A 19,000-nucleotide genomic window follows, 5' to 3' on the forward strand; every position below is an offset into this window, starting at 1 on the left:
CACAAGGGGCTGCCAGATGAGGGATTGGCGTGCTGCACATGCCGCCCTTCACTGGCAGACACCCCGAGGTGCGCAGGGGGCTTGCCCCCTGCGCACCTTTTGTTTTTGCTGGCACACTCGGCACCTTCGGTGCGCAGAGTCTGCCGCTGAACTGATCCAGAACTGAGACCGAACGGTCATTTCATTCATGCTTATCGCCCTCTGGCCGCAAACCTGGTCCCGCCAGCAACGCAGCAATGCCACCCTTATCGCCGCGCTGGTGCTCATGGTGCTGGCCCTGTCGCTCCTGGGCCAAGTGCTCTCGTTCCTTCCCGAGCCCATTGGCTCCAACGCCCAAGCCTTCTCTGATGGCGCCCGCACCACCCTGTGGCTCACGCTCGTCAGTGGCGCAGTCGGCCTGGTGCTGGGCACCGTGGCGGCTCTGGCCCGCACTGCCCGCTGGGTGGCTGTGCGCTGGGTTGCCAGCTTCTACATCTGGGCCATCCGCGGCACGCCGCTGCTGGTGCAAATCCTGTTCGTGTACTTTGCCCTGCCGGTGCTGGTGCCGGGCCTGAACCTGCCCGACTTCGCCGCCGCCGTGGTGGCCCTGGGTCTGAACGTAGGCGCCTACAACGCCGAAGCCCTGCGCGCTGGCCTGCTGGCCGTGCCACGCGGCCAGACCGAGGCCGCCAAGGCCCTGGGCCTGGGCCGCACGCATGTGTTCCTGGACGTGGTGTTTCCCCAGGCGTTCAAGATCTCGCTGCCGCCGCTGGTGAGCAACTTTGTGGCGCTGCTCAAGGATTCTTCGCTGGCCTACGCCATCGGCGTGGTGGAGCTGACCAATGTGGGCAACCGCATCCAGTCGGCCACCTTCCAGCCGATTGCCACGCTGACCACGGTGGCCGTCACATACCTGCTGCTCACCACGCTGGTCACGCAGATCTCGAACGCGGTCGAGTACCGCTTTGACGTGGAGGGCCGCAACCAATGAACCCCAACGCCCAACCCAAGCCCTACATCGTGGCCGAGCGCGTGTGCAAGTCGTTTGGCACGCACCAGGTGCTCAAGGACGTGTCCACCGTGTTCCACACGGGCGAGGTCACGGTCATCATCGGTGCCTCCGGTTCCGGCAAGAGCACACTGCTGCGCGCGATCAACCGGCTGGAGCCCCACGACAGCGGGCGCATCACCATTGACGGTGTCGATGTGTGCGACGACCTGGCCGCGCTGCAACGCCAGCGCTGTGAAGTGGGCATGGTGTTCCAGCAGTTCAACCTGTTCGGCCACATGAGCGTGCTGGACAATGTGACGCTGGCGCCCCGCCGCATTCGCCACACGCCGCGCGCGCAGGCCAACGAAGAGGCCATGCAGCTGCTGCGCCGCGTGGGCATGCAAGACCACGCCCACAAGTACCCCTGGCAACTGTCGGGCGGACAGCAGCAGCGGGTGGCCATTGCCCGCGCTCTGGCCATGCAGCCCAAGGTGATGCTGTTTGACGAGCCCACCTCGGCACTCGACCCCGAAATGGTCAAGGAAGTGCTGGACGTGATGCGCAGCCTGGCGCGCGGTGGCATGACGATGATCGTCGTGACCCACGAAATGGGCTTTGCCCGCGAGGTGGCCGATCGCGTGATGTTCTTCGACCAGGGCCGCATCGCGCACGACGCACCCCCCAAGGAGTTCTTCAGCAACCCGGCCAACGACCGCATCCGCGCGTTCCTGGGCCAGGTCAGCCACTAGCCCTTAGCCCGTGCACCAGCCACAAGGCCGCCGGGCAACCGGGGGCCTTTTTCTTTTTGGTTTTGTTCTGGAGTCGTTAGCCATGCGCACTGAACGCTCGGGCCTGATCGCCCTGCTCATCGTCACCGTGGTGTGGGGAACCACCTTCCCCGCCATGAAGCTGCTGTCGGCGCAGCTCGATGCGCTGCAGATCATTTGGCTGCGCTTTGCGATTGCGCTGGTGGTGTTGCTGCCCCTGTGGCTGGGCATGCACCGCCATGAACGGCGCTGGGGCACGGCGCTGGGTCTGTTGCTGTTCCTCGCGTTTTGGCTGCAGATCGAAGGGCTGGCGCGCACCAGCAGCAACCGCAACGCGTTTGTGACCGGGCTGAATGTGCTGGTGGTGCCCTTGATTGCCATGCTGGCGCTGGGCCGCCGCTACGGCTGGCAACTGTGGGCTGCGTGCGCCATGGCGTTTGCGGGCATGGCACTGATGTTCCATGAAAACGAACCGTGGAACCTGGGCGATACGCTCACCCTGGCCAGCACGGTGTTCTACGCGCTGTACATCCTGGCGCTGGAAGAATGCTCGCGCCGCACCAGCGCCGCACCGCTACGCGCCACCCGCATGGCAGCCGCGCAGGCGCTGGTGATGTGCGTGGCATCCACCGCGCTGCTGTGGGGGCGCGATGGTCACATGGACTGGCTGCCCGGCCTCACCCGGCTGGAGAGCACCGCCTGGCTGGCGCTGCTGTACCTGGGCCTGCTGGCCAGCGTGGTGGTGGTAAGCCTGCAGGCCTGGGGCCAGCAGCGCGTGGACGCCATGCGCAGCGCCATCGTGTTTGGTCTGGAGCCCGTGTTTGCCTCGCTGACGGCCTGGTTCCTGCTGGGTGAAAGCCTGGGCTGGGCAGGCGTGGGAGGGGCGGCCCTGATCGTGACCGCGCTGGTGGTGAGCCAGTTGCAACCTGCCAGTGCGGCAGCTACCCCGGCAGCCCAGCCAGAGAAGCCCTGAGCGAGAGCGCTGGCTACTGCGCCACAGCGCGCCCATGCTGTGGCGCAGGCTGGGAGATGCGGGGAGCGGGCTCTGCCACAGAGCCCTGCACAGCCACAGGCACTGCCCCAGAATTTATGCAAAAAGTGGCCCTAGCGCTTATTCCACAAGCGCAATCAGCTCTTGATTTGATAGCAAAACTCAGGGAGTGGGCAGCACAATGTCTGCCGCCTTGCGCGGCTTGCCCAGGGGGGCAGACGCCTGGCCTTTGCGCACGGCCGCGATGTCTTCCTCGCTGGGGTAATCGCCCAGCAGCCAGTAGTCGAACACGCGCCGCGCGATAGGGGCGGCGTGGGCGGCACCAAAGCCCGCGTTTTCCACAATCACCGCCACTGCAATTTCGGGCGCCTCGGCCGGGGCGAAAGCGGCATAGAGCGAGTGGTCGCGCTGGTGTTCTTCCAGCAGCTTGGCGTTGTACTTCACGTTCTGGCCCAGGCTCACGGCCTGTGCTGTGCCCGTTTTACCGGCAGAAGAATATGGCGCGCCCGCAAACACCCGGGTGCCCGTGCCGCCCTTGTTCACCGCAATCAGGGCGTTGCGCACAATCTCCACGTTCTTGGGCTTGTAGCCCAGGTTCTGGCCAGGTGGCTGGGGCACTGGGCTCAGCTCGCCCGTCACTGTGTCTTTCACAGCCTTGATGAGGTGGGGCGTGTAGCGCGTGCCACCGTTGGCCAGGGTGGCCTGGGCCACGGCCAATTGCAGCATGGTGAAATTGTTGTAACCCTGGCCAATGCCCAGCGAGACGGTTTCGCCAGGAAACCAGCGCTTCATCTCAGGCCGCTTGTAGGTGTTGCGCTTCCATTCGGTGCTGGGCAAGGTGCCGCGCACCTCGCCGTTGAGATCAATGCCCGTGGTCTGCCCAAAGGTCAGGGGCTTCATGAAATCGTGGATGGCGTCCACGCCCATCTCCACGGCCAGCGAGTAAAAGTAGGTGTTGCTGGAGAACTGGATGGCGCGGTGCATGTCGAGCGCGCCCAGGCCGCCTTCGTGGCTGCGGAAGGTGCGGCCACCGAAGGTGTAGAAACCGGGGTCGTTCACGATCATGCTGGGCGAGCGTTTGTTCAGCTCCAGCGCGGCCAGCGCCATGAAGGGCTTGTAGGTGGAGCCGGGTGGGTACAGCCCCCGCAGGGCGCGGTTGAGCAGGGGCTTGTCGATGGACTCGTTGAGCGCAGTCCAGTTCTCCACGTCAATGCCTTCGACAAACAGATTGGGGTCGAACGTGGGCTTGCTCACCAGCGCCAGCACTTCGCCGTTGCGCGGATCAATGGCTACCAGAGCGCCTCGGCGGTCGCCAAACAGGTCTTCCACCATTTTCTGCAGCTTGATGTCCAGCGAGATCATCACGCTCTTGCCGGGTGTGGCAGGGCGGCTGGCCAGCTTGCGCACGGCGCGCCCGCCCGCCGATGTCTCCATCTGCTCCACGCCGGTGATGCCGTGCAGGGCGGTTTCAAAGCTTTGCTCCACGCCCAGCTTGCCGATGTACTCGGTTCCCCGGTAGTTGGCTTCGTCGTCTGCATCCTGAATGCGCTGCTTCTCGTTCTGGTTGATGCGGCCGATGTAGCCAATCGCGTGGCTGCCGATTTCGCCCAGGGGGTAGTTGCGGAACAGCCGGGCCTTGATCTCCACGCCAGGGAAGCGGTACTGCTGCGCGGCAAAGCGCGCCACTTCCTCATCGGTCAGCCGGGTGCGGATGGGCAGCGATTCAAAGTTGCGCGACTCTTCCAGCAGCCGCTTGAAGCGGCGGCGGTCGCGCTGGTGGATGTCCACCACCTTGGAGAGCTGGTCAATGGTTTCTTCGAGCGGTGCGGCGCGCGAAGGGGTGATCTCCAGCGTGTAGGCCGCGTAGTTGGTGGCCAGCACCACGCCGTTGCGGTCCAGGATCAGCCCGCGGTTGGGCACGATGGGCACCACGGCCGTGCGGTTGCTCTCAGCCTGCGCCGCCAGGTCTTCGTGGCGCACCACCTGCAAAAACACCAGGCGCGCCACGATCAGGCAGAACGCCAGGAACACCACCAGCCCCACCGCCAGCACCCGCAGGCGCAGGCGCGAGGCATCGGCCGCCACATTGCGAATTTCGGTCATGGCTGGCGCGCTCCGGCGTGGTCACGCCGCACGGGCGCAACAGGGGCCGCACCGGTGCACAGTCCGGGGCACGGCAGTCGTGGCTGGCCTGCACTCGCCATGGTCACAGGGGGCGGTTCTCGTCGCGGTCCGGGGGGCGGCGCTGGGGCGCCAGCAGCACCCAACTGACCAGCGGCCACAGGGCCACTTCCAGCACCGGCGCGAGCAACACCCAGAACCCCGGAAATGTGCCACCGGCCAGCAAGCGCAGCACCACTTCGATGCCATGCGCCAAGGCAAACAGCGGAAACAACTGCAGCGCCTGCGCTGGCCCGCTGAACCACAGCAGGCGGCGGTGCATGGCAATCGCGCTGTACGAAAGCACGGTGTACACCAGGGCATGCTGCCCCAGCAGGGCCGACTGCCCTACGTCCATGCAAAGCCCCAAGGCAAACGCCACGCCCATGCCCGTGCGCAGGGGCTGGTGCACGCCCCAGAAGACGATCAGCACCATCAAAAAATCTGGCAGCCACACCCAGCGCCCCAGTGGCACGAGATTGATGGCCAGGCCGATCAGCAGGCTGACGGCAATGAACGCGGGGTTGACTGGCAGCAGCAGTTGCTGCCCACGCGGCATGATCATGCGGACTCCCCTGTGCAGGCTGGGCGTACGCAACGCAATGGCTGGCGGCGCTGCATCATTTGCGCGCCCTCTTGCCGTGCTCTGCCTGGGCGGGCTGGGGGCGCGGTGGCAGGTGGTCGGTCAGCGGCTTGAGCACCACCACATGGCGAACCCCCTGCACCTGGGCCAGGGGCTGGCAATAGATGCGGGCGAATGCAGAGTCGGCACGCCGCTCCACATGGGCCACCCGCGCCACGGGCAGGCCCGGTGGGTAGACTCCGTCCACACCACTGGTGGTGAGCAAGTCGCCTTCGCGCACGTCGGCATTGGCCTGGATGAACCGCAACTCGATCCCGCCGCCATGCTCAGCCGTAGGGTCGCCGTAGGCCACTGCACGCGCGCCCGTGCGCAGGTTGAGGACGGGAATGGCCTGGTCACGGTCTACCAGCAGCGTCACTTCGCTCACCAGCGGAAAGACGCGCGTGACCTGCCCAAGCACACCGCCTTCGTCCATGACGGGCACCCCCTGCTCCACACCATGCACCTGCCCCTGGTCGATGACCACGCGGCGGGTGAACGCGTCTGCAGTGTCGTAAATCACCTGGGCGGCCTGCGCTGGCGTGTCCAGGCGGTCACGCAGCTCCAGCAGTTTGCGCAGTCGTATGTTTTCCTGGGCCAGTTGCTCCGCCTGGTGGGCTTGCTGCGACACCACGACAAGTTTCTGGGCGGCAGCATCGGCCGCGGCCTGGGCCGACTGCAGCGACTGGAAGTAAGCAGAGCCATGCCGAGACCATTCCACTGGCTGCAGCATGAGCCATTGCACGGGGTACAGCACCGTGCCAATCGCCTGGCGCACCGGTCCTGTGATCTGGAAACGGGTGTCGGCCACCATGAGGAACAAGGCCAGGGCGCTGAAGGCGGCCAAACGCGACAAGGCCGAAGGGCCTTGCTTGAACAACGGGGGCGCACTGCGCTCTAAGGTTCCCAGGGGCATAGAGGGCAGTGCTCAGGAATGGCCGCGTAGGGGTTGAATCACTGCAGTGGATTCACAAAGCATTGAAGCATCAGCGATCATGCCGCATTGACCAGAGCGCCCCACCGGGGCGGCCCTGGCACTGAGAAATTACTCGCTGGTGAAGATGCTGCCCAGACGGTCCATGCGCTCCAGCGCAATGCCGCAGCCGCGCACCACGCAGGTCAGCGGGTCTTCGGCCACCAGCACGGGCAGGCCGGTTTCTTCGGACAGCAGACGGTCCAGATCGCGCAGCAGTGCACCGCCGCCCGTAAGCATCATGCCGCGGTCAGAAATGTCGGCGCCCAGTTCGGGCGGGGTTTGCTCCAGCGCGTTCTTCACGGCAGAAACGATCTGATTGAGCGGCTCGGTCAGGGCTTCCAGCACCTCGTTGGACGAGATGGTGAAACTGCGTGGCACGCCTTCGGAAAGGTTACGGCCCTTGACTTCCATCTCCTTGACTTCCGAGCCTGGGAAGGCAGAGCCGATGTTCTTCTTGATGGCTTCGGCCGTGGGTTCACCGATCAGCATGCCGTAGTTGCGACGGATGTAGTTGATGATGGCTTCGTCGAACTTGTCGCCACCTACGCGCACGCTGCCCTTGTAGACCATGCCGCCCAGCGAGATCACGCCCACCTCGGTGGTGCCGCCGCCAATGTCCACCACCATGGAGCCCGAAGCCTCCGACACGGGCAGACCAGCGCCAATGCCGGCGGCCATGGGTTCTTCGATCAGGTACACCGCTGTGGCGCCAGCTGCCTCGGCCGCGTCCTTGATGGCGCGGCGTTCGACCTGGGTCGAACCGCAGGGCACGCAGATGATGATGCGGGGGCTGGGCGTCAGCACCGAGCGGGGATGCACCATCTTGATGAACTGCTTGATCATCTGTTCGGTGATCACGAAGTCGGCGATCACGCCGTCTTTCATCGGGCGGATGGCTTCGATGTTGCCGGGCACCTTGCCCAGCATGGCCTTGGCTTCGCGGCCCACGGCCTGGATCACCTTCTTGCCATGGGGGCCGCCTTCGTGGCGAATGGCAACCACGGAGGGCTCGTCCAGAACGATGCCTTTGTCGCGTGCGAAGATGAGGGTGTTGGCCGTGCCAAGGTCAATGGCAAGGTCGGTGGAGAAATACCGACGGAAAGCTCCGAACATTCAAAAATCCTCTCAGGCACGGCATGCGCGTCGGCCTGCCGTCGCCGGGTGTGTCAGGGAGTGGGGGGGGCAAATATAGCTTTTTTCGCGCAATGACCGGCTGAAAAAAGGGTAATGCGGCAAAGCCGGGATAATACCCCATCCCCTGTGAATAACTCCCTCCGGCATGACCCGGATCACAGCTTTACATCTGGTATCCCGACAAATACTTTCCTTATGGCACTGACCCCTCAGGACATTGGTCGCATCGCCAATTTGGCGCGACTGGAGCTTACCCCTCAAGAAAGTGAGCGCATGCTCACGCAATTGAACGGTTTTTTCGACGTGGTGGAGCAAATGCGGGCTGTGGATACCCAAGGGATTGAGCCGTTGGCCCACCCCGTGGCAGCCATCCAGCCGGTGGCCTTGCGCCTGCGTGATGACATCGCCAGCGAGCCCAACAACCGCGAAGCCAACCAGAAGAGCGCCCCCGCTGTAGAGCGCGGCCTGTTCCTGGTGCCCAAAGTGATCGAGTGAGCCCCGCCATGACCCTGAACACCACCGCATTGCACGACCTGAGCGTGGTCGAACTGGCTGCGGGCCTGCGCGGCAAGCAATTCTCTGCCGTCGAAGCCGCACAGCATTTCCTGGCCCGGGCCAAGGCCCACCAGAACCTGGGCGCCTACGTGGCCCTGAACGAAGACGCCACCCTGGCCCAGGCCCAGGCAGCCGACGCCCGCATTGCCGCTGGCACGGCGGGCGCGCTCGAAGGTGTGCCGATTGCGCACAAGGACATCTTCGTCACCCAGGCCTTCCCCAGCACCGCCGGCTCCAAGATGCTGGCGGGCTACCAGTCGCCGTTTGACGCCACCGTGGTCACCAAGCTGGCAGAAGCCGGCGCCGTCACTTTAGGCAAGCTCAACTGCGACGAGTTCGCCATGGGCTCGGCCAACGAAAACTCGGCCGTCGCCCCCGCGGGCTTTGATGCCCCTGCCCCCGTGCGCAACCCCTGGGCCACCGACCGCATCCCTGGCGGCTCCTCTGGCGGCAGCGCCGTGGCCGTGGCCGCACGCCTGGCCCCGGCCGTCACCGGCACCGATACCGGCGGCTCCATCCGCCAGCCCGCATCGTTCTGCGGCATCACCGGCATCAAGCCCACCTATGGCCGCGCCAGTCGCTACGGCATGATCGCTTTTGCCTCCAGCCTGGACCAGGCCGGCCCCATGGCCCGCAGCGCCGAAGACTGCGCGCTGCTGCTGTCCGCCATGTGCGGCCCCGACCCGGACCGCGACTCCACCAGTCTGGACGTGCCCGCCGAAAACTTCAGTGCCAAGCTCAACGACAGCATCGACGGTCTGCGCATCGGCATCCCCGCTGAGTTCTTTGGTGAAGGTCTGGCGCCCGATGTGCGCGCCGCAGTAGACGGCGCCCTGAAGGAATACGAAAAGCTCGGCGCCAAGCTCGTGCCCATCAGCCTGCCGCGCACCGAGCTGTCCATCCCGGTGTACTACATCATCGCGCCCGCCGAGGCGTCGTCCAACCTCTCCCGCTTTGACGGCGTAAAGTTCGGCCATCGCGCCAAGGACTACACCGACCTGGTGGACATGTACAAGAAGACCCGCGCCGAAGGCTTTGGTGACGAGGTCAAGCGCCGCATCATGATCGGCGCCTATGTGCTGAGCCACGGCTACTACGACGCGTACTACCTGCAGGCGCAGAAGATCCGCCGCATGATCGCCGACGACTTCCAGAACGCTTTCAAGGAATGCGACGTGATCGCTGGCCCCGTGGCCCCCACGGTGGCCTGGAAGCTGGGCGAACACGGCAGCGACCCGCTGGCCGACTACCTGGCCGACATCTTCACCCTGCCCGCATCGCTGGCCGGTTTGCCCGGCATGAGCGTGCCCGCAGGCTTTGGCGAGGGCGGTATGCCCGTGGGCCTGCAACTGATCGGCAACTACTTCCAGGAGGCGCAGCTGCTGAACGCCGCGCACCGCCTGCAGCAGGCCACCGATTTCCACCTGCGCAGGCCACTCTGAAATTCATAGCTGCCTGCGCTTGGTTTCAATAGGTTTCAGGGACAAATATCCTTCAACCCGGCAAACGATAAGCGCAGACAGCTCTCTTATTAATAGCAAGGACAGATCCATGTCTGCCAAACTGATCCACGGTTACGAAGTCGTCATCGGCTTTGAAACCCACGCCCAACTGGCCACGCAGAGCAAGATTTTCAGCCGCTCGCCCACTGCCTTCGGTGCCGAGCCCAACACCCAGGCCAGCCCAGTGGACCTGGCGTTGCCCGGCACCCTGCCAGTGATGAACCGCAAGGCCGTCGAGTGCGCTATCAAATTAGGACTGGCCCTCGGCTCCCACATTGCGCCAGAGAGCATTTTTGCGCGCAAAAATTACTTCTACCCCGACCTGCCCAAGGGCTACCAGATCAGCCAGTTTGAAATCCCGGTGGTGCAAGGCGGCGAGGTGTCGTTCTTTCTGGGTGACGAAAAGAAGACCGTGCGCCTGGTGCGCGCCCACTTGGAAGAAGACGCGGGCAAATCGCTGCACGAAGACTTCATTGGCCAAAGCGGCATCGACCTGAACCGCGCGGGCACGCCGCTGCTGGAGATCGTGACCGAGCCCGACATCCGCAGCAGCGAAGAAGCCGTGGCGTACGCCAAAGAGCTGCACAAGATCGTGACCTGGATCGGCATCTGCGACGGCAACATGCAGGAGGGCAGCTTCCGCTGCGACGCCAACGTGTCGGTGCGCAAACCCGGCCAGCCGCTGGGCACGCGCCGCGAGATCAAGAACCTGAACTCGTTCAAGTTCATGCAGCAGGCGATTGACTACGAAATCCGCTGGCAGATCGAGCAGATCGAAGACGGCCACGCCATCCAGCAGGCCACCGTGCTGTTCGACCCCGACACGGGCGAGACCCGCGCCATGCGCACCAAGGAAGACGCGGCCGATTACCGCTACTTCCCCGACCCAGACCTGCCACCACTGCAGATCTCGCAAGCCTGGATTGACGAGCAGCGTGCCCAGATGGCCGAGCTGCCCCGCACCATGGCAGCCCGCTTTGTGGCCGACTACGGCCTGCCCGAGTACGACGCGACCACACTCACGCAGAGCAAGGCCATGGCCGCCTACTTTGAAGCCACAGCCAAGGCCTGCGGCCAGGCCAAGCTGGCCAGCAACTGGATCATGGGTGAGCTGTCTCGCCGCCTGAATGCGGGCGAAGCCGGCATTGAGTCTGCGCCGGTGACTGCCGCTCAACTCGCCGCCATGATTGCGCGCATTGCCGACGGCACCATCTCCAACAACGCCGCCAAGCAGGTGTTTGACGCGCTGTGGACGGGCGAGTCGGCCGATGTGGACGCCATCATCGAAGCCAAGGGCCTCAAGCAGATGAACGACTCCGGCGCGCTGGAGAAGATCATCGACGAGGTGATTGCCGCCAACGCCGACAACGTGGCCCAGTTCCGCGCAGGCAAGGACAAGGCATTCAACGCACTGGTGGGCCAGATCATGAAGGCCAGCAAGGGCAAGGCGAACCCTCAGCAGGTCAATGATTTGCTGCGGGCCAAGCTGTCGGCCTGAGTGCCGTGCATAGGGCTGGGGCGCACCTGAGCCCCAGCCTCGCCGCACCATTGAAAAAGCCCCTCGGGTCTCATCCCAGAGGGGCTTTTTGCTGGGCTGTGCGCAATCAGCGAACGGTGGAAGCCGCGCCAGATTGCACGCCAGAGGCTGCGGGCAGAACCACGGGTTTGTGGATTTCCCACAGCACTTTGAGTTTGGCCAGTTCGGTATCGAACTTCTGGTGCACCTTGCGCTTTTCCTGCTCCTGGCCGGCGATGAAGCGCTGCAGCTCGGCAACGCCGTCTTCGTTCTCACCGATCTGGCGACGCAAGGGCATGGGCGCCTTGTTGGGGTCCTTTTTGTAGAACTCCATCTCCACGTCCAGCTTCTTGCGCTGCTCCCGCAGTTCCACAATGCGCTTCTCTGCGGTGGCGGTCACTTCGTCCACGATCAGCAGGGCAGCATTGCGCTCAATGTCGTGGGTGGCTTTGTCGGGATAACGAGCCACCAGCGCACGCTCGCGGCGCTTTTCTTCGATGGCCCGCACGCGCTCTTCAGCCTCTTTGCGCTGCTGGGCTTCAAGGGCCGCACGCTCGGTGTCGGACAGTGAAGGGCCAATCTGCCGGCGAGTGATACCCGAAGGACTCAACTCCCGCTGCTCGCGGTCGAGACACTCTGGAATGGGACGGTCCGCCGTGATGCGGCGCCCATGCTTGTCAACGCAGGTGTAGATACCCTGCCCTGCGGCAGGCGCCTGTGCATAGGCGAACGCAGTGAGCCCTGCCCACAGCGCTACGCCCCCTGCACTTGCAGCCCATTGTTTCAAGTTCCTTATCCTTCAGTCACGCCATATTTTTGGCGATATGCAAAGACCCGCTCGTGATGGATGCGCATCTCCGCCCCCCCGTTTTTGGAGAGATAAAGCAATAAATCTGCCAGCTTGGCAATGGCACACACCTGCATACCCAGCTGGTTGCGCACATACTGCACCGCGCTGTGCTCCACGTCCACGCCATTCTCGGTGGCTTTCTCCTGGCGATCCAGCGCAATGGCCACGGCGTGCGGTGTGGCCCCGGCCGCCTTGATCAGGGCGATGGACTCCCGCGCAGCAGTGCCTGCCGACATCACATCGTCCACGATCAACACCCGGCCCTTGAGGGGCGCGCCCACCAGCGTGCCGCCTTCGCCGTGGTCCTTGGCTTCCTTGCGGTTGTAGGCAAAGGGCACATTGCGCCCCAGGCGGGCCAGCTCCACAGCCACCGTGGCGGCCAGCGGAATCCCCTTGTAGGCGGGGCCAAAAATCATGTCGAATTCGATACCGCTGGCCAACAGGGCTTTTGCATAGAATTCTGCGAGACGGCCCAGCTTGGCTCCGTCGTCAAACAGGCCCGCATTGAAGAAATACGGGCTCATCCGACCTGCCTTGGTCTTGAACTCCCCGAACCGCAAAACGCCCGATTCAACGGCGAAACGTACGAAATCCTGCGCCAAAACGCCGTCGTTCGGGGCCTGCACGCCAACATCCACCATGGGAAATTCCTTGTTCAAATTAACCAGCCTCAACCTCAATGGCATTCGGTCCGCCACCAGCAAAGGCGTGGAGAGCTGGATCGCCACCACGCGGCCGGATTGTATTTGTGTGCAGGAGGTCAAAGCCCAGGCTGCAGATATTGCCACCCGTTTCGAAGTGCTGGCGGGGCTGAAAGGCCACTTTCATTTTGCGCAGAAGAAGGGTTATTCAGGCGTGGGTATCTACACGCGCCACGAACCTTCGGAAGTGGTGGTGGGCTACAACTCGCCCGAATTTGACGCCGAAGGCCGGTATGTAGAGCTGCGCTTTGACACGCCATCGAGAAAGATGTCGATCGTGAGCGCCTATTTCCCCAGCGGCTCCTCCGGCGAGGAACGCCAGCAGGCCAAGTTCCGCTTCCTGGCCGAGTTCTACCCCCATCTGTTACAACTGAAGGCACAGCGAGAGTTCATCTTGTGCGGCGACGTGAACATTGCCCACCAGAACATCGACCTGAAGAACTGGCGCAGCAACCAGAAAAACAGCGGTTTCCTGCCGGAAGAGCGTGCCTGGATGACAAAACTGTTAGACACAAGTGGCGAAGGCGGCGGGTTGGTGGACGTTTACCGTCAGTTACAACCTGCAACAACCGACACGGCCTACACATGGTGGAGCAACCGGGGCCAGGCGTATGCCAACAACGTGGGTTGGCGGCTGGATTATCACTTGGCGACGGAGCGAATCGCAGCACTAGCTCGGACTGCCGCCATCTACAAGGACCAAAAGTTTTCAGATCATGCGCCTTTGACCGTTGAGTACGACTTCGCCCTGTAAGATGAATCAAAGGATGTGGGTTTTTTGCACCAGCATCTATCACTTGGCGACAGCCGGCATGGCGGCGCTGGCGCGCGAAGTCTCCATCTACAAGACGGTGAGGTTTTCGGATCACGCGCCGATCACGGTGGACTACGACTTCGATCTCTGACAGGTCGCTCGACTCACCGAAAAACTTTGAAACTCAGTGGAATAGACAGCCACCGCCGTGCGTCTATGCAGTGTCTTCTCCACTCTTCCTTCAAAGGACTCCCATGAACAAGCACCTCGTCTCGACCCTCGTTCTCGCCATCGCCGCCGCATCCGCCGGCCTCGCCCAGGCGGCCGCTCCCGTGAAGACGGCCGGCGGCATGCTGGTCAACACCAGCGGAATGACGCTCTACACCTTCGACAACGACACGGCGGGCAGCGGCAAGAGTGCCTGCAACGGCCCGTGCGCCGGACTGTGGCCGCCGTTGATGGCAGAAGCGGACGCGAAGCCTGAAGGCGACATGACCATCGTCGCGCGCGACGACGGCACCAAGCAATGGGCCTACAAGGGCAAGCCGGTGTACCTGTACAAGTCCGACATGAAGGCCGGCGACATGACCGGCGACAACTTCAAGAACGTCTGGCACGTCATCAAGCCCTGATCGACCAGAACCGCAGAGAGCACGACGCTTCATCCCATGCGCACACAGGACGAAGCCTCGATCGTCGCCTGCATTCCCAGCCTGCGCCGTTACGCGCGAGGGCTGGTGGCAGATACCGCTCGGGCCGACGACCTAGTGCAGGACACGCTGGAGCGAGCGTGGAGCCGGTTCTCGCTTTGGCAGAAACGCGGCGACATCCGCGCCTGGATGTTCGGCATCATGCACAACCACTTCATCGACGGTGTACGCGCCAGGAGCAGCCGACCCGAGGACAGCGCGGGCGACGACCTGCCCGAAATCCCACAACGAGCCAGCCAGTCCGACGGCATCGAGGTCCGCGATCTGGACCGTGTCCTGCAGCGGTTGCCTGTGGAGCAACGCGAGGTGATGCTGCTCATCGCAGTCGAAGAACTAAGCTACGCAGAAGCCGCCGCAGTGCTCGGCGTGCCCATCGGCACGGTGATGTCCCGCCTGGCGCGCGGCCGTGACAAGCTGCGACAGGAACTGCAAGGCCGCGCGCCATCAGCCCAAGTTGCCGCGCCCCTGCGCAGGATCAAGTGACATGGACTCTCCCCCACTCAAACCCATTTCCACCGACGGCATCAAGCCGGTGACCGAAGCCGATCTGCACGCTTTTGCGGATCAGCTTCTGGACCCTGCGCGGCATGTAGAGATCGATGCCTTCCTGGATGCCCACCCGGCCGAACGCCAGCGCGTGGACGACTGGCGCGCCCAGAACCTGGCGCTCAAGCAGATGCTCGACCCGGTCCTGTCCGAGCCCTTGCCATTGCGCCTGCCGCTGAAGCCGGCGCCGGGGGCGGGCTGGCAGGAATGGCCGTGGCGCTCCCTGGCAGCCGGCGTGGCGATCGCGGTCGTCAGCACCGGGTCGGCCTGGTGGGGCCGTGGCGCCTACGACGGGCAACTGCAGCGCAGTGCCACGCTGGCCGCGGCGCGGGCGGGCACGCTCAATGGTTTTGCCCACCGCGCGGCCGTGGCCCACGTGGTCTACAGCCCGGACGTGCGTCGTCCGGTGGAGGTCGGCGCCGACCAGGAGCAGGCGCTCGTCACCTGGCTGACCAAGCGCATGGGCACCGAAGTGAAGCCGCCCGACCTGCGCGCCCTGGGCTACGAGCTCATCGGCGGGCGGCTGCTGCCGGGCGACAAGGGGCCGGTGGCGCAGTTCATGTTCGGCGGCGCAAAGGGCGAGCGTCTGACGCTGTACGTCACTCGCGAGGACGCCGGACGCGAGACGGCCTTCAAGTTCGGCCAGGATGGCCCGGTGAATGTCTTCTACTGGGTCGACAAGGAATTCGGCTACGCCATCTCTTCAGGCGACAGCAAGTCCGAAATGCTGCGGGTCGCGGAGGCGGTCTACAGCCAGCTCGAAGTGCGCAAGTAGTCTTGGCGCCCGAGGGGCCAGGCATCGACGGGATTTCCGTTGCGGCCCATCGGCCAGTGGTCCAGCCAGTGCTGCAGCACGGCGACGTCATCCGCTCGACGCCGCCGGTGCAGCGCGTACCCCTGGCCCGAATGCACCAAGTGCACCAGTTCGGTCGACAGCGGTGGGCTCTGGTCGCCGAAGTACCAGAAATGCCATGACACCAGTGCGTTGAGGCCCGCAATGTCTCGCGCGGCCTCGCTGTCGTCATGCAACGTGTTGGCCACCTGCTTCATCGAGCCGTTCGCCATCGCCCGATAGAAGTTGTCCGGGGGGCCGTCGCCGCCAGGTCGCTTGGCGACAAAGCGCGGGTCCGCCCAGTAGTCGCCCAGCGCCATGACTTCATCGATGCGCATCGCGTAGATGAGCTGGTCGTTGTGGCGGCTGCGCAGGCCGACGATCCAGTCGCCGACACGTGCCGAGCGACGAATCTGCGGCTTGCACACCGCGAGGGAGCACCAGCCGTGAAAAGGATTCGGCGACCCGCCGCGGTCTTGCCGCACGACATAACGAAAGATGCGAGGGCCTTCGATCACATCGGGCTGCGCAGAACCACCTTGGCTGGATCCATCGGCCCATCGCCTTCGATGACCACGATCGATGCGGTTTTTGGATTGGCTTCCGACTGCAGACGAGTGACCTCGCGGATTTCGCCGATCGCCGTGCCGTCGGCCATTCCCATCGGATTGGTCTTGAAGCTGGCGACGGGCACTTTCTGATCGCCCACATAGATGCTGTAGACCGTCTCCGGCTTGAGCTTGTAGAGGAACAGTTCCAGCGCATCGACCACACCGAAATTGCGTGCCACCACGAAGCCCTTGGCGTCGCCGGAATCGGGCATGAGCGGAATGTTGACCGGCGCCGCGTTCGCCAGCGGCTTCAGGTTGTCCGTGCCGGCGCCCGACGGTACGGCGTTCGAAACGTAGACCAACGCCTGCGGAGCCTGTCCAATCGGCACCGCCGCGATGACTTTGTCGCTGGCGGTGTCGATCACCTGGACCGCATCGCCGTTCTCCAGTCCGACGTACATGCGCGTGCCGTCGTCCGATGGCCAGACGCCATGCGGCAGCGCGCCGGTCGCGATCGTGTTGAGCAGCTTCGCCTCGCCATCGGTCGTGTAGACCTTCACGACGTTCTCGCCACCCACGGCGACGTACGCCAGCGTGCCGCGCGCGGTTTTGGCGAAGCCAAGATGGTTGGTGATGAAGCCGGTGTCGATCACGCCGGTCACCGCCATCGACTTCACGTCGATGCGCGTGACCTTGCCGACGTCCTTGTGACCCATCCAGACTTCCTTGCCGTCCGGCGTGAACTGCAGGAACGGCGAGAACGGGCTCACGACCGGAATACGCTTCACGATCTTGTACGCGCGCGTGTCGACCACGGCCACTTCGGCCGTGAAGCTCGACACCACAAAGGCGCGCCCACCGTCCGGCGTGAACAGCACCATGCCGGGGCCCGGCGCGGTCTCGATCCGGCGTTTTTCCTTGAAGGTCTTCGCGTCGATCACCGAGATGTAGTTCTCTCCGCGCACCACGGCCCAGACCTCCCTGCCGTCGCGCGTGAAGAAGGCCTCGTGCGGCGAGCGGCCGACGTAAGTCACGCCCTTGACCTTGTTGGTCGCCGTGTCGATGAAGGTCACCGAGTTCGAGCCGTTGGCAATGACGACCAGCGTGCGGTGGTCGGGCGAGAAACCGAGGCCGTGAACGTTGATCTCGCCCTTGTAGATCGGCGACAGCACGTCGGGGCGCTGGTTGCCCAGCTTGATCTGGCCGAGCAATGCGTTGGTGTTCGGGTCGATCACCGACACCGTGTTGGTGTTCTGGTCTGCGGTGTAGACGCGGTCGCCGGGATTGGAAGCTGCCGACGCCGCGAAAGATGCAACGGCCAGCGCCGTGGCAAGGACAAGGGGTTTGAGTGAATTCATGAAAGGTCCTTCTTCGACGTGTCTGGAGCGACTACTTGGCGGGTGATGCGTGGCGTGCGAGCCAAGCCTGCATCAGCCGGATCTCGTTGGCCTGCTCGGTGATGATTCCCTGCGCGAGGTTGCGCACTTCCGGGTCTTGCGTGTTGAGCAGGATCGACTTGGCCATGTCGATGGCGCCCTGGTGATGGGGAATCATCATGGTCATGAAGTCGTGCGCGGGCTGGCCGTTCATGGGTGCGGTGCGCATGTCGTGGTCCATTACGGCCATGGCATCACCCATCAGCGCATCGAAGGGCTTGGCCGTGCTGGCCATGAAGCTGGGAGGCACGACGCCCTCGGCTTTCATACCGTGCGCGTGCATGTCGGCCGCCTGCGTCAACGTGCTCCCTGCGACCAGCAACCCGAGGATGCCCGCACGAACGAAGCCGCTGCTCATGCCGCTTTCTTGTTCCATGCGCTGCACCAGCCCGCGGCAGCGACCTGCTTGCCGGCGAACAGCGGGCAGCCGCCCGTCGCTTCCTTGGGCTTGCCTTGAAACAGCTGACAGTTCGCGCAGTTCTGGCTGGCCGCGTGATTGGGGAATTTCTTGGCGTCGACCTTGGTGGTGTCTTCCTTGTAGCCGAGCGCCACGGCCTGAGGATCGGTCTCGGCCAGCTTCGGGCCGCCGGACTGTGCGTGGGCGGCGGAGACGGACAGCGCGGTTGCCGCGCCGGCAACTTGGAAGATGAAAAAGCGGCGATTCGTGGGGGTCATTTTTTTAATCTCGTGGGGGTTTTGGTCGTTGCCGGAGTCTTCGCTGCAGCGATCGGGGGCGTGCTTATTGCTTCAAGACGAACGCAGCCAGCGCTTTCACCTCTTCGGGTTTCAGTGCGGCGAAAGGCGGCATCGGCACGCTGCCCCATTTGCCGACGCTGCCGCCACGGATGCTGGCCTCCAGCTTTGACTGCGCCTGCGGATCGGCCTTGTACTTCTCGGCGACGTCGTGATAGCCCGGACCGACGATCTTCTGGGTCAGGCCGTGGCAACTCAGGCAGGCGTTGCTCGCAAGAAGCGCTTGGACGTTGACACTCGCGCCACCGGCTGGTGGCGTGGCCGCAGCACCCGGTGACGTTGGCGGAGCGGGCGACGCTGGCGCGGGTGTGGAGGCGGCGATCACATTGGCGTCTGTGGCCTTCGCGGACCCGTAGGCGACCGCCAGGTAGGCACCCACCTGCTTGACTTCGTCGTCACTGATCGGCGCACCGTAGGTGTGCTGCATCTTGGCCATCTCGGCGGTCCACTGCGTCTGCGTCATGCCGGGTGGCTGGTAGTTGACGTAGTCCGCCGAATGGCAGATCGCGCATTTCTGCATCGCGATGGCGTAGCCCGGCAGCTTCGAGGGGCGCAGCTTCGACGTGTCGGGCTGCAGCTTGATGTCGGGCGGCGCGGCCAACGCGTTGAACGCGATCAACACGCAGCAGCCAAGAACGGCACGGACCAAAAAAGTGGGGGTTTTCATGGCGTGT

General features: G+C 64.0%; 22 protein-coding genes. 11 read left to right on the top strand and 11 right to left on the bottom strand.

From position 1 onward, the window contains the following. Positions 1-187: 187 nt before the first annotated feature. The 3 genes from PQV96_RS19365 to PQV96_RS19375 all read left to right on the top strand — a co-directional run bounded on the left by PQV96_RS19365 (position 188) and on the right by PQV96_RS19375 (position 2,710). Positions 188-970, top strand: a complete 783-nt coding sequence (locus PQV96_RS19365) for an amino acid ABC transporter permease (protein WP_273623920.1) — start codon at positions 188-190, stop codon at positions 968-970. Further along, positions 967-1,719: an amino acid ABC transporter ATP-binding protein gene (locus PQV96_RS19370; RefSeq protein WP_207373615.1), complete on the top strand. Its 753-nt coding sequence runs from the start codon at positions 967-969 to the stop codon at positions 1,717-1,719. The genes PQV96_RS19365 and PQV96_RS19370 overlap by 4 nt, the downstream gene beginning before the upstream one ends. 82 nt (positions 1,720-1,801) lie before the next feature. Beyond that, entirely contained in the window at positions 1,802-2,710 is a 909-nt protein-coding gene (locus tag PQV96_RS19375; RefSeq protein WP_273623921.1) for a DMT family transporter, read from the top strand. A gap of 180 nt (positions 2,711-2,890) precedes the next feature. Here the strand turns inward: PQV96_RS19375 and mrdA are convergent, their stop codons facing one another. The 4 genes from mrdA to PQV96_RS19395 form a co-directional block, all read right to left on the bottom strand. Next, positions 2,891-4,831 (bottom strand): penicillin-binding protein 2, encoded by a 1,941-nt coding sequence (gene mrdA, locus PQV96_RS19380; protein ID WP_273623922.1) that lies wholly within the window; start codon positions 4,829-4,831, stop codon positions 2,891-2,893. Between the two features lie 103 nt (positions 4,832-4,934). Next, positions 4,935-5,453: a rod shape-determining protein MreD gene (gene mreD / locus PQV96_RS19385; RefSeq protein ID WP_066694833.1), complete on the bottom strand. Its 519-nt coding sequence runs from the start codon at positions 5,451-5,453 to the stop codon at positions 4,935-4,937. A 55-nt stretch (positions 5,454-5,508) separates the two neighbouring features. Then, the gene (mreC, locus tag PQV96_RS19390; RefSeq protein ID WP_273623923.1) at positions 5,509-6,426 is read right to left on the bottom strand and encodes a rod shape-determining protein MreC; all 918 of its coding nucleotides are present in this window, start codon (positions 6,424-6,426) and stop codon (positions 5,509-5,511) included. A gap of 129 nt (positions 6,427-6,555) precedes the next feature. Further along, complete coding sequence (locus PQV96_RS19395) at positions 6,556-7,599, bottom strand: rod shape-determining protein (RefSeq protein ID WP_066694837.1); 1,044 nt, start codon at positions 7,597-7,599, stop codon at positions 6,556-6,558. A 216-nt stretch (positions 7,600-7,815) separates the two neighbouring features. On the opposite strand from PQV96_RS19395, the gene gatC reads away from it, so the two are divergent. The 3 genes from gatC to gatB all read left to right on the top strand — a co-directional run bounded on the left by gatC (position 7,816) and on the right by gatB (position 11,175). After that, positions 7,816-8,115: an Asp-tRNA(Asn)/Glu-tRNA(Gln) amidotransferase subunit GatC gene (gene gatC / locus PQV96_RS19400; protein ID WP_044395341.1), complete on the top strand. Its 300-nt coding sequence runs from the start codon at positions 7,816-7,818 to the stop codon at positions 8,113-8,115. A gap of 8 nt (positions 8,116-8,123) precedes the next feature. Beyond that, positions 8,124-9,617, top strand: a complete 1,494-nt coding sequence (gene gatA / locus PQV96_RS19405) for an Asp-tRNA(Asn)/Glu-tRNA(Gln) amidotransferase subunit GatA (protein ID WP_273623924.1) — start codon at positions 8,124-8,126, stop codon at positions 9,615-9,617. Positions 9,618-9,726: 109 nt separating this feature from the next. Next, entirely contained in the window at positions 9,727-11,175 is a 1,449-nt protein-coding gene (gene gatB, locus PQV96_RS19410) for an Asp-tRNA(Asn)/Glu-tRNA(Gln) amidotransferase subunit GatB (RefSeq protein WP_273623925.1), read from the top strand. Between the two features lie 106 nt (positions 11,176-11,281). Here gatB and PQV96_RS19415 read toward each other — a convergent pair whose 3' ends face one another. Then, on the bottom strand, positions 11,282-11,980 hold the full coding sequence (locus tag PQV96_RS19415) for a DUF4124 domain-containing protein (protein WP_420482164.1): 699 nt from the start codon (positions 11,978-11,980) through the stop codon (positions 11,282-11,284). A 5-nt stretch (positions 11,981-11,985) separates the two neighbouring features. Further along, on the bottom strand, positions 11,986-12,684 hold the full coding sequence (gene pyrE / locus PQV96_RS19420; protein WP_273623926.1) for an orotate phosphoribosyltransferase: 699 nt from the start codon (positions 12,682-12,684) through the stop codon (positions 11,986-11,988). Positions 12,685-12,694: 10 nt separating this feature from the next. Between pyrE and PQV96_RS19425 the strand changes: the two genes are divergently transcribed. From PQV96_RS19425 to PQV96_RS19445, 5 genes are all read left to right on the top strand, one after another. Next, positions 12,695-13,498 carry an exodeoxyribonuclease III gene (locus PQV96_RS19425; protein ID WP_273623927.1) on the top strand — a complete coding sequence of 268 codons (804 nt, stop codon included), beginning with the start codon at positions 12,695-12,697 and terminating at the stop codon, positions 13,496-13,498. Positions 13,499-13,511: 13 nt separating this feature from the next. Beyond that, entirely contained in the window at positions 13,512-13,649 is a 138-nt protein-coding gene (locus tag PQV96_RS19430; RefSeq protein WP_420482165.1) for a hypothetical protein, read from the top strand. A gap of 103 nt (positions 13,650-13,752) precedes the next feature. Further along, entirely contained in the window at positions 13,753-14,130 is a 378-nt protein-coding gene (locus PQV96_RS19435) for a COG4315 family predicted lipoprotein (protein WP_024813730.1), read from the top strand. A 36-nt stretch (positions 14,131-14,166) separates the two neighbouring features. Next, the gene (locus PQV96_RS19440; protein WP_024813729.1) at positions 14,167-14,691 is read left to right on the top strand and encodes a sigma-70 family RNA polymerase sigma factor; all 525 of its coding nucleotides are present in this window, start codon (positions 14,167-14,169) and stop codon (positions 14,689-14,691) included. Position 14,692: 1 nt separating this feature from the next. Continuing rightward, entirely contained in the window at positions 14,693-15,529 is an 837-nt protein-coding gene (locus tag PQV96_RS19445) for an anti-sigma factor family protein (RefSeq protein ID WP_024813728.1), read from the top strand. Here the strand turns inward: PQV96_RS19445 and PQV96_RS19450 are convergent. The 5 genes from PQV96_RS19450 to PQV96_RS19470 form a co-directional block, all read right to left on the bottom strand. After that, positions 15,502-16,104, bottom strand: coding sequence for an Nmad2 family putative nucleotide modification protein (locus PQV96_RS19450; protein ID WP_024813727.1), 603 nt, complete (start codon positions 16,102-16,104; stop codon positions 15,502-15,504). The genes PQV96_RS19445 and PQV96_RS19450 overlap by 28 nt on opposite strands. Then, the gene (locus PQV96_RS19455; protein WP_024813726.1) at positions 16,101-17,495 is read right to left on the bottom strand and encodes a YncE family protein; all 1,395 of its coding nucleotides are present in this window, start codon (positions 17,493-17,495) and stop codon (positions 16,101-16,103) included. Before PQV96_RS19455 ends, PQV96_RS19450 begins: the two co-directional genes overlap by 4 nt. A gap of 31 nt (positions 17,496-17,526) precedes the next feature. Beyond that, on the bottom strand, positions 17,527-17,949 hold the full coding sequence (locus PQV96_RS19460) for a DUF305 domain-containing protein (protein WP_081739325.1): 423 nt from the start codon (positions 17,947-17,949) through the stop codon (positions 17,527-17,529). Next, entirely contained in the window at positions 17,928-18,248 is a 321-nt protein-coding gene (locus PQV96_RS19465) for a high-potential iron-sulfur protein (protein ID WP_114655810.1), read from the bottom strand. Before PQV96_RS19465 ends, PQV96_RS19460 begins: the two co-directional genes overlap by 22 nt. A gap of 64 nt (positions 18,249-18,312) precedes the next feature. Continuing rightward, positions 18,313-18,993: a c-type cytochrome gene (locus PQV96_RS19470; protein ID WP_273623928.1), complete on the bottom strand. Its 681-nt coding sequence runs from the start codon at positions 18,991-18,993 to the stop codon at positions 18,313-18,315. Positions 18,994-19,000 lie beyond the last annotated feature (7 nt).

Origin of the sequence: Acidovorax temperans (assembly GCF_028596105.1) — a bacterium.
GTDB classification, from domain to species: Bacteria; Pseudomonadota; Gammaproteobacteria; order Burkholderiales; family Burkholderiaceae_C; genus Acidovorax; species Acidovorax temperans.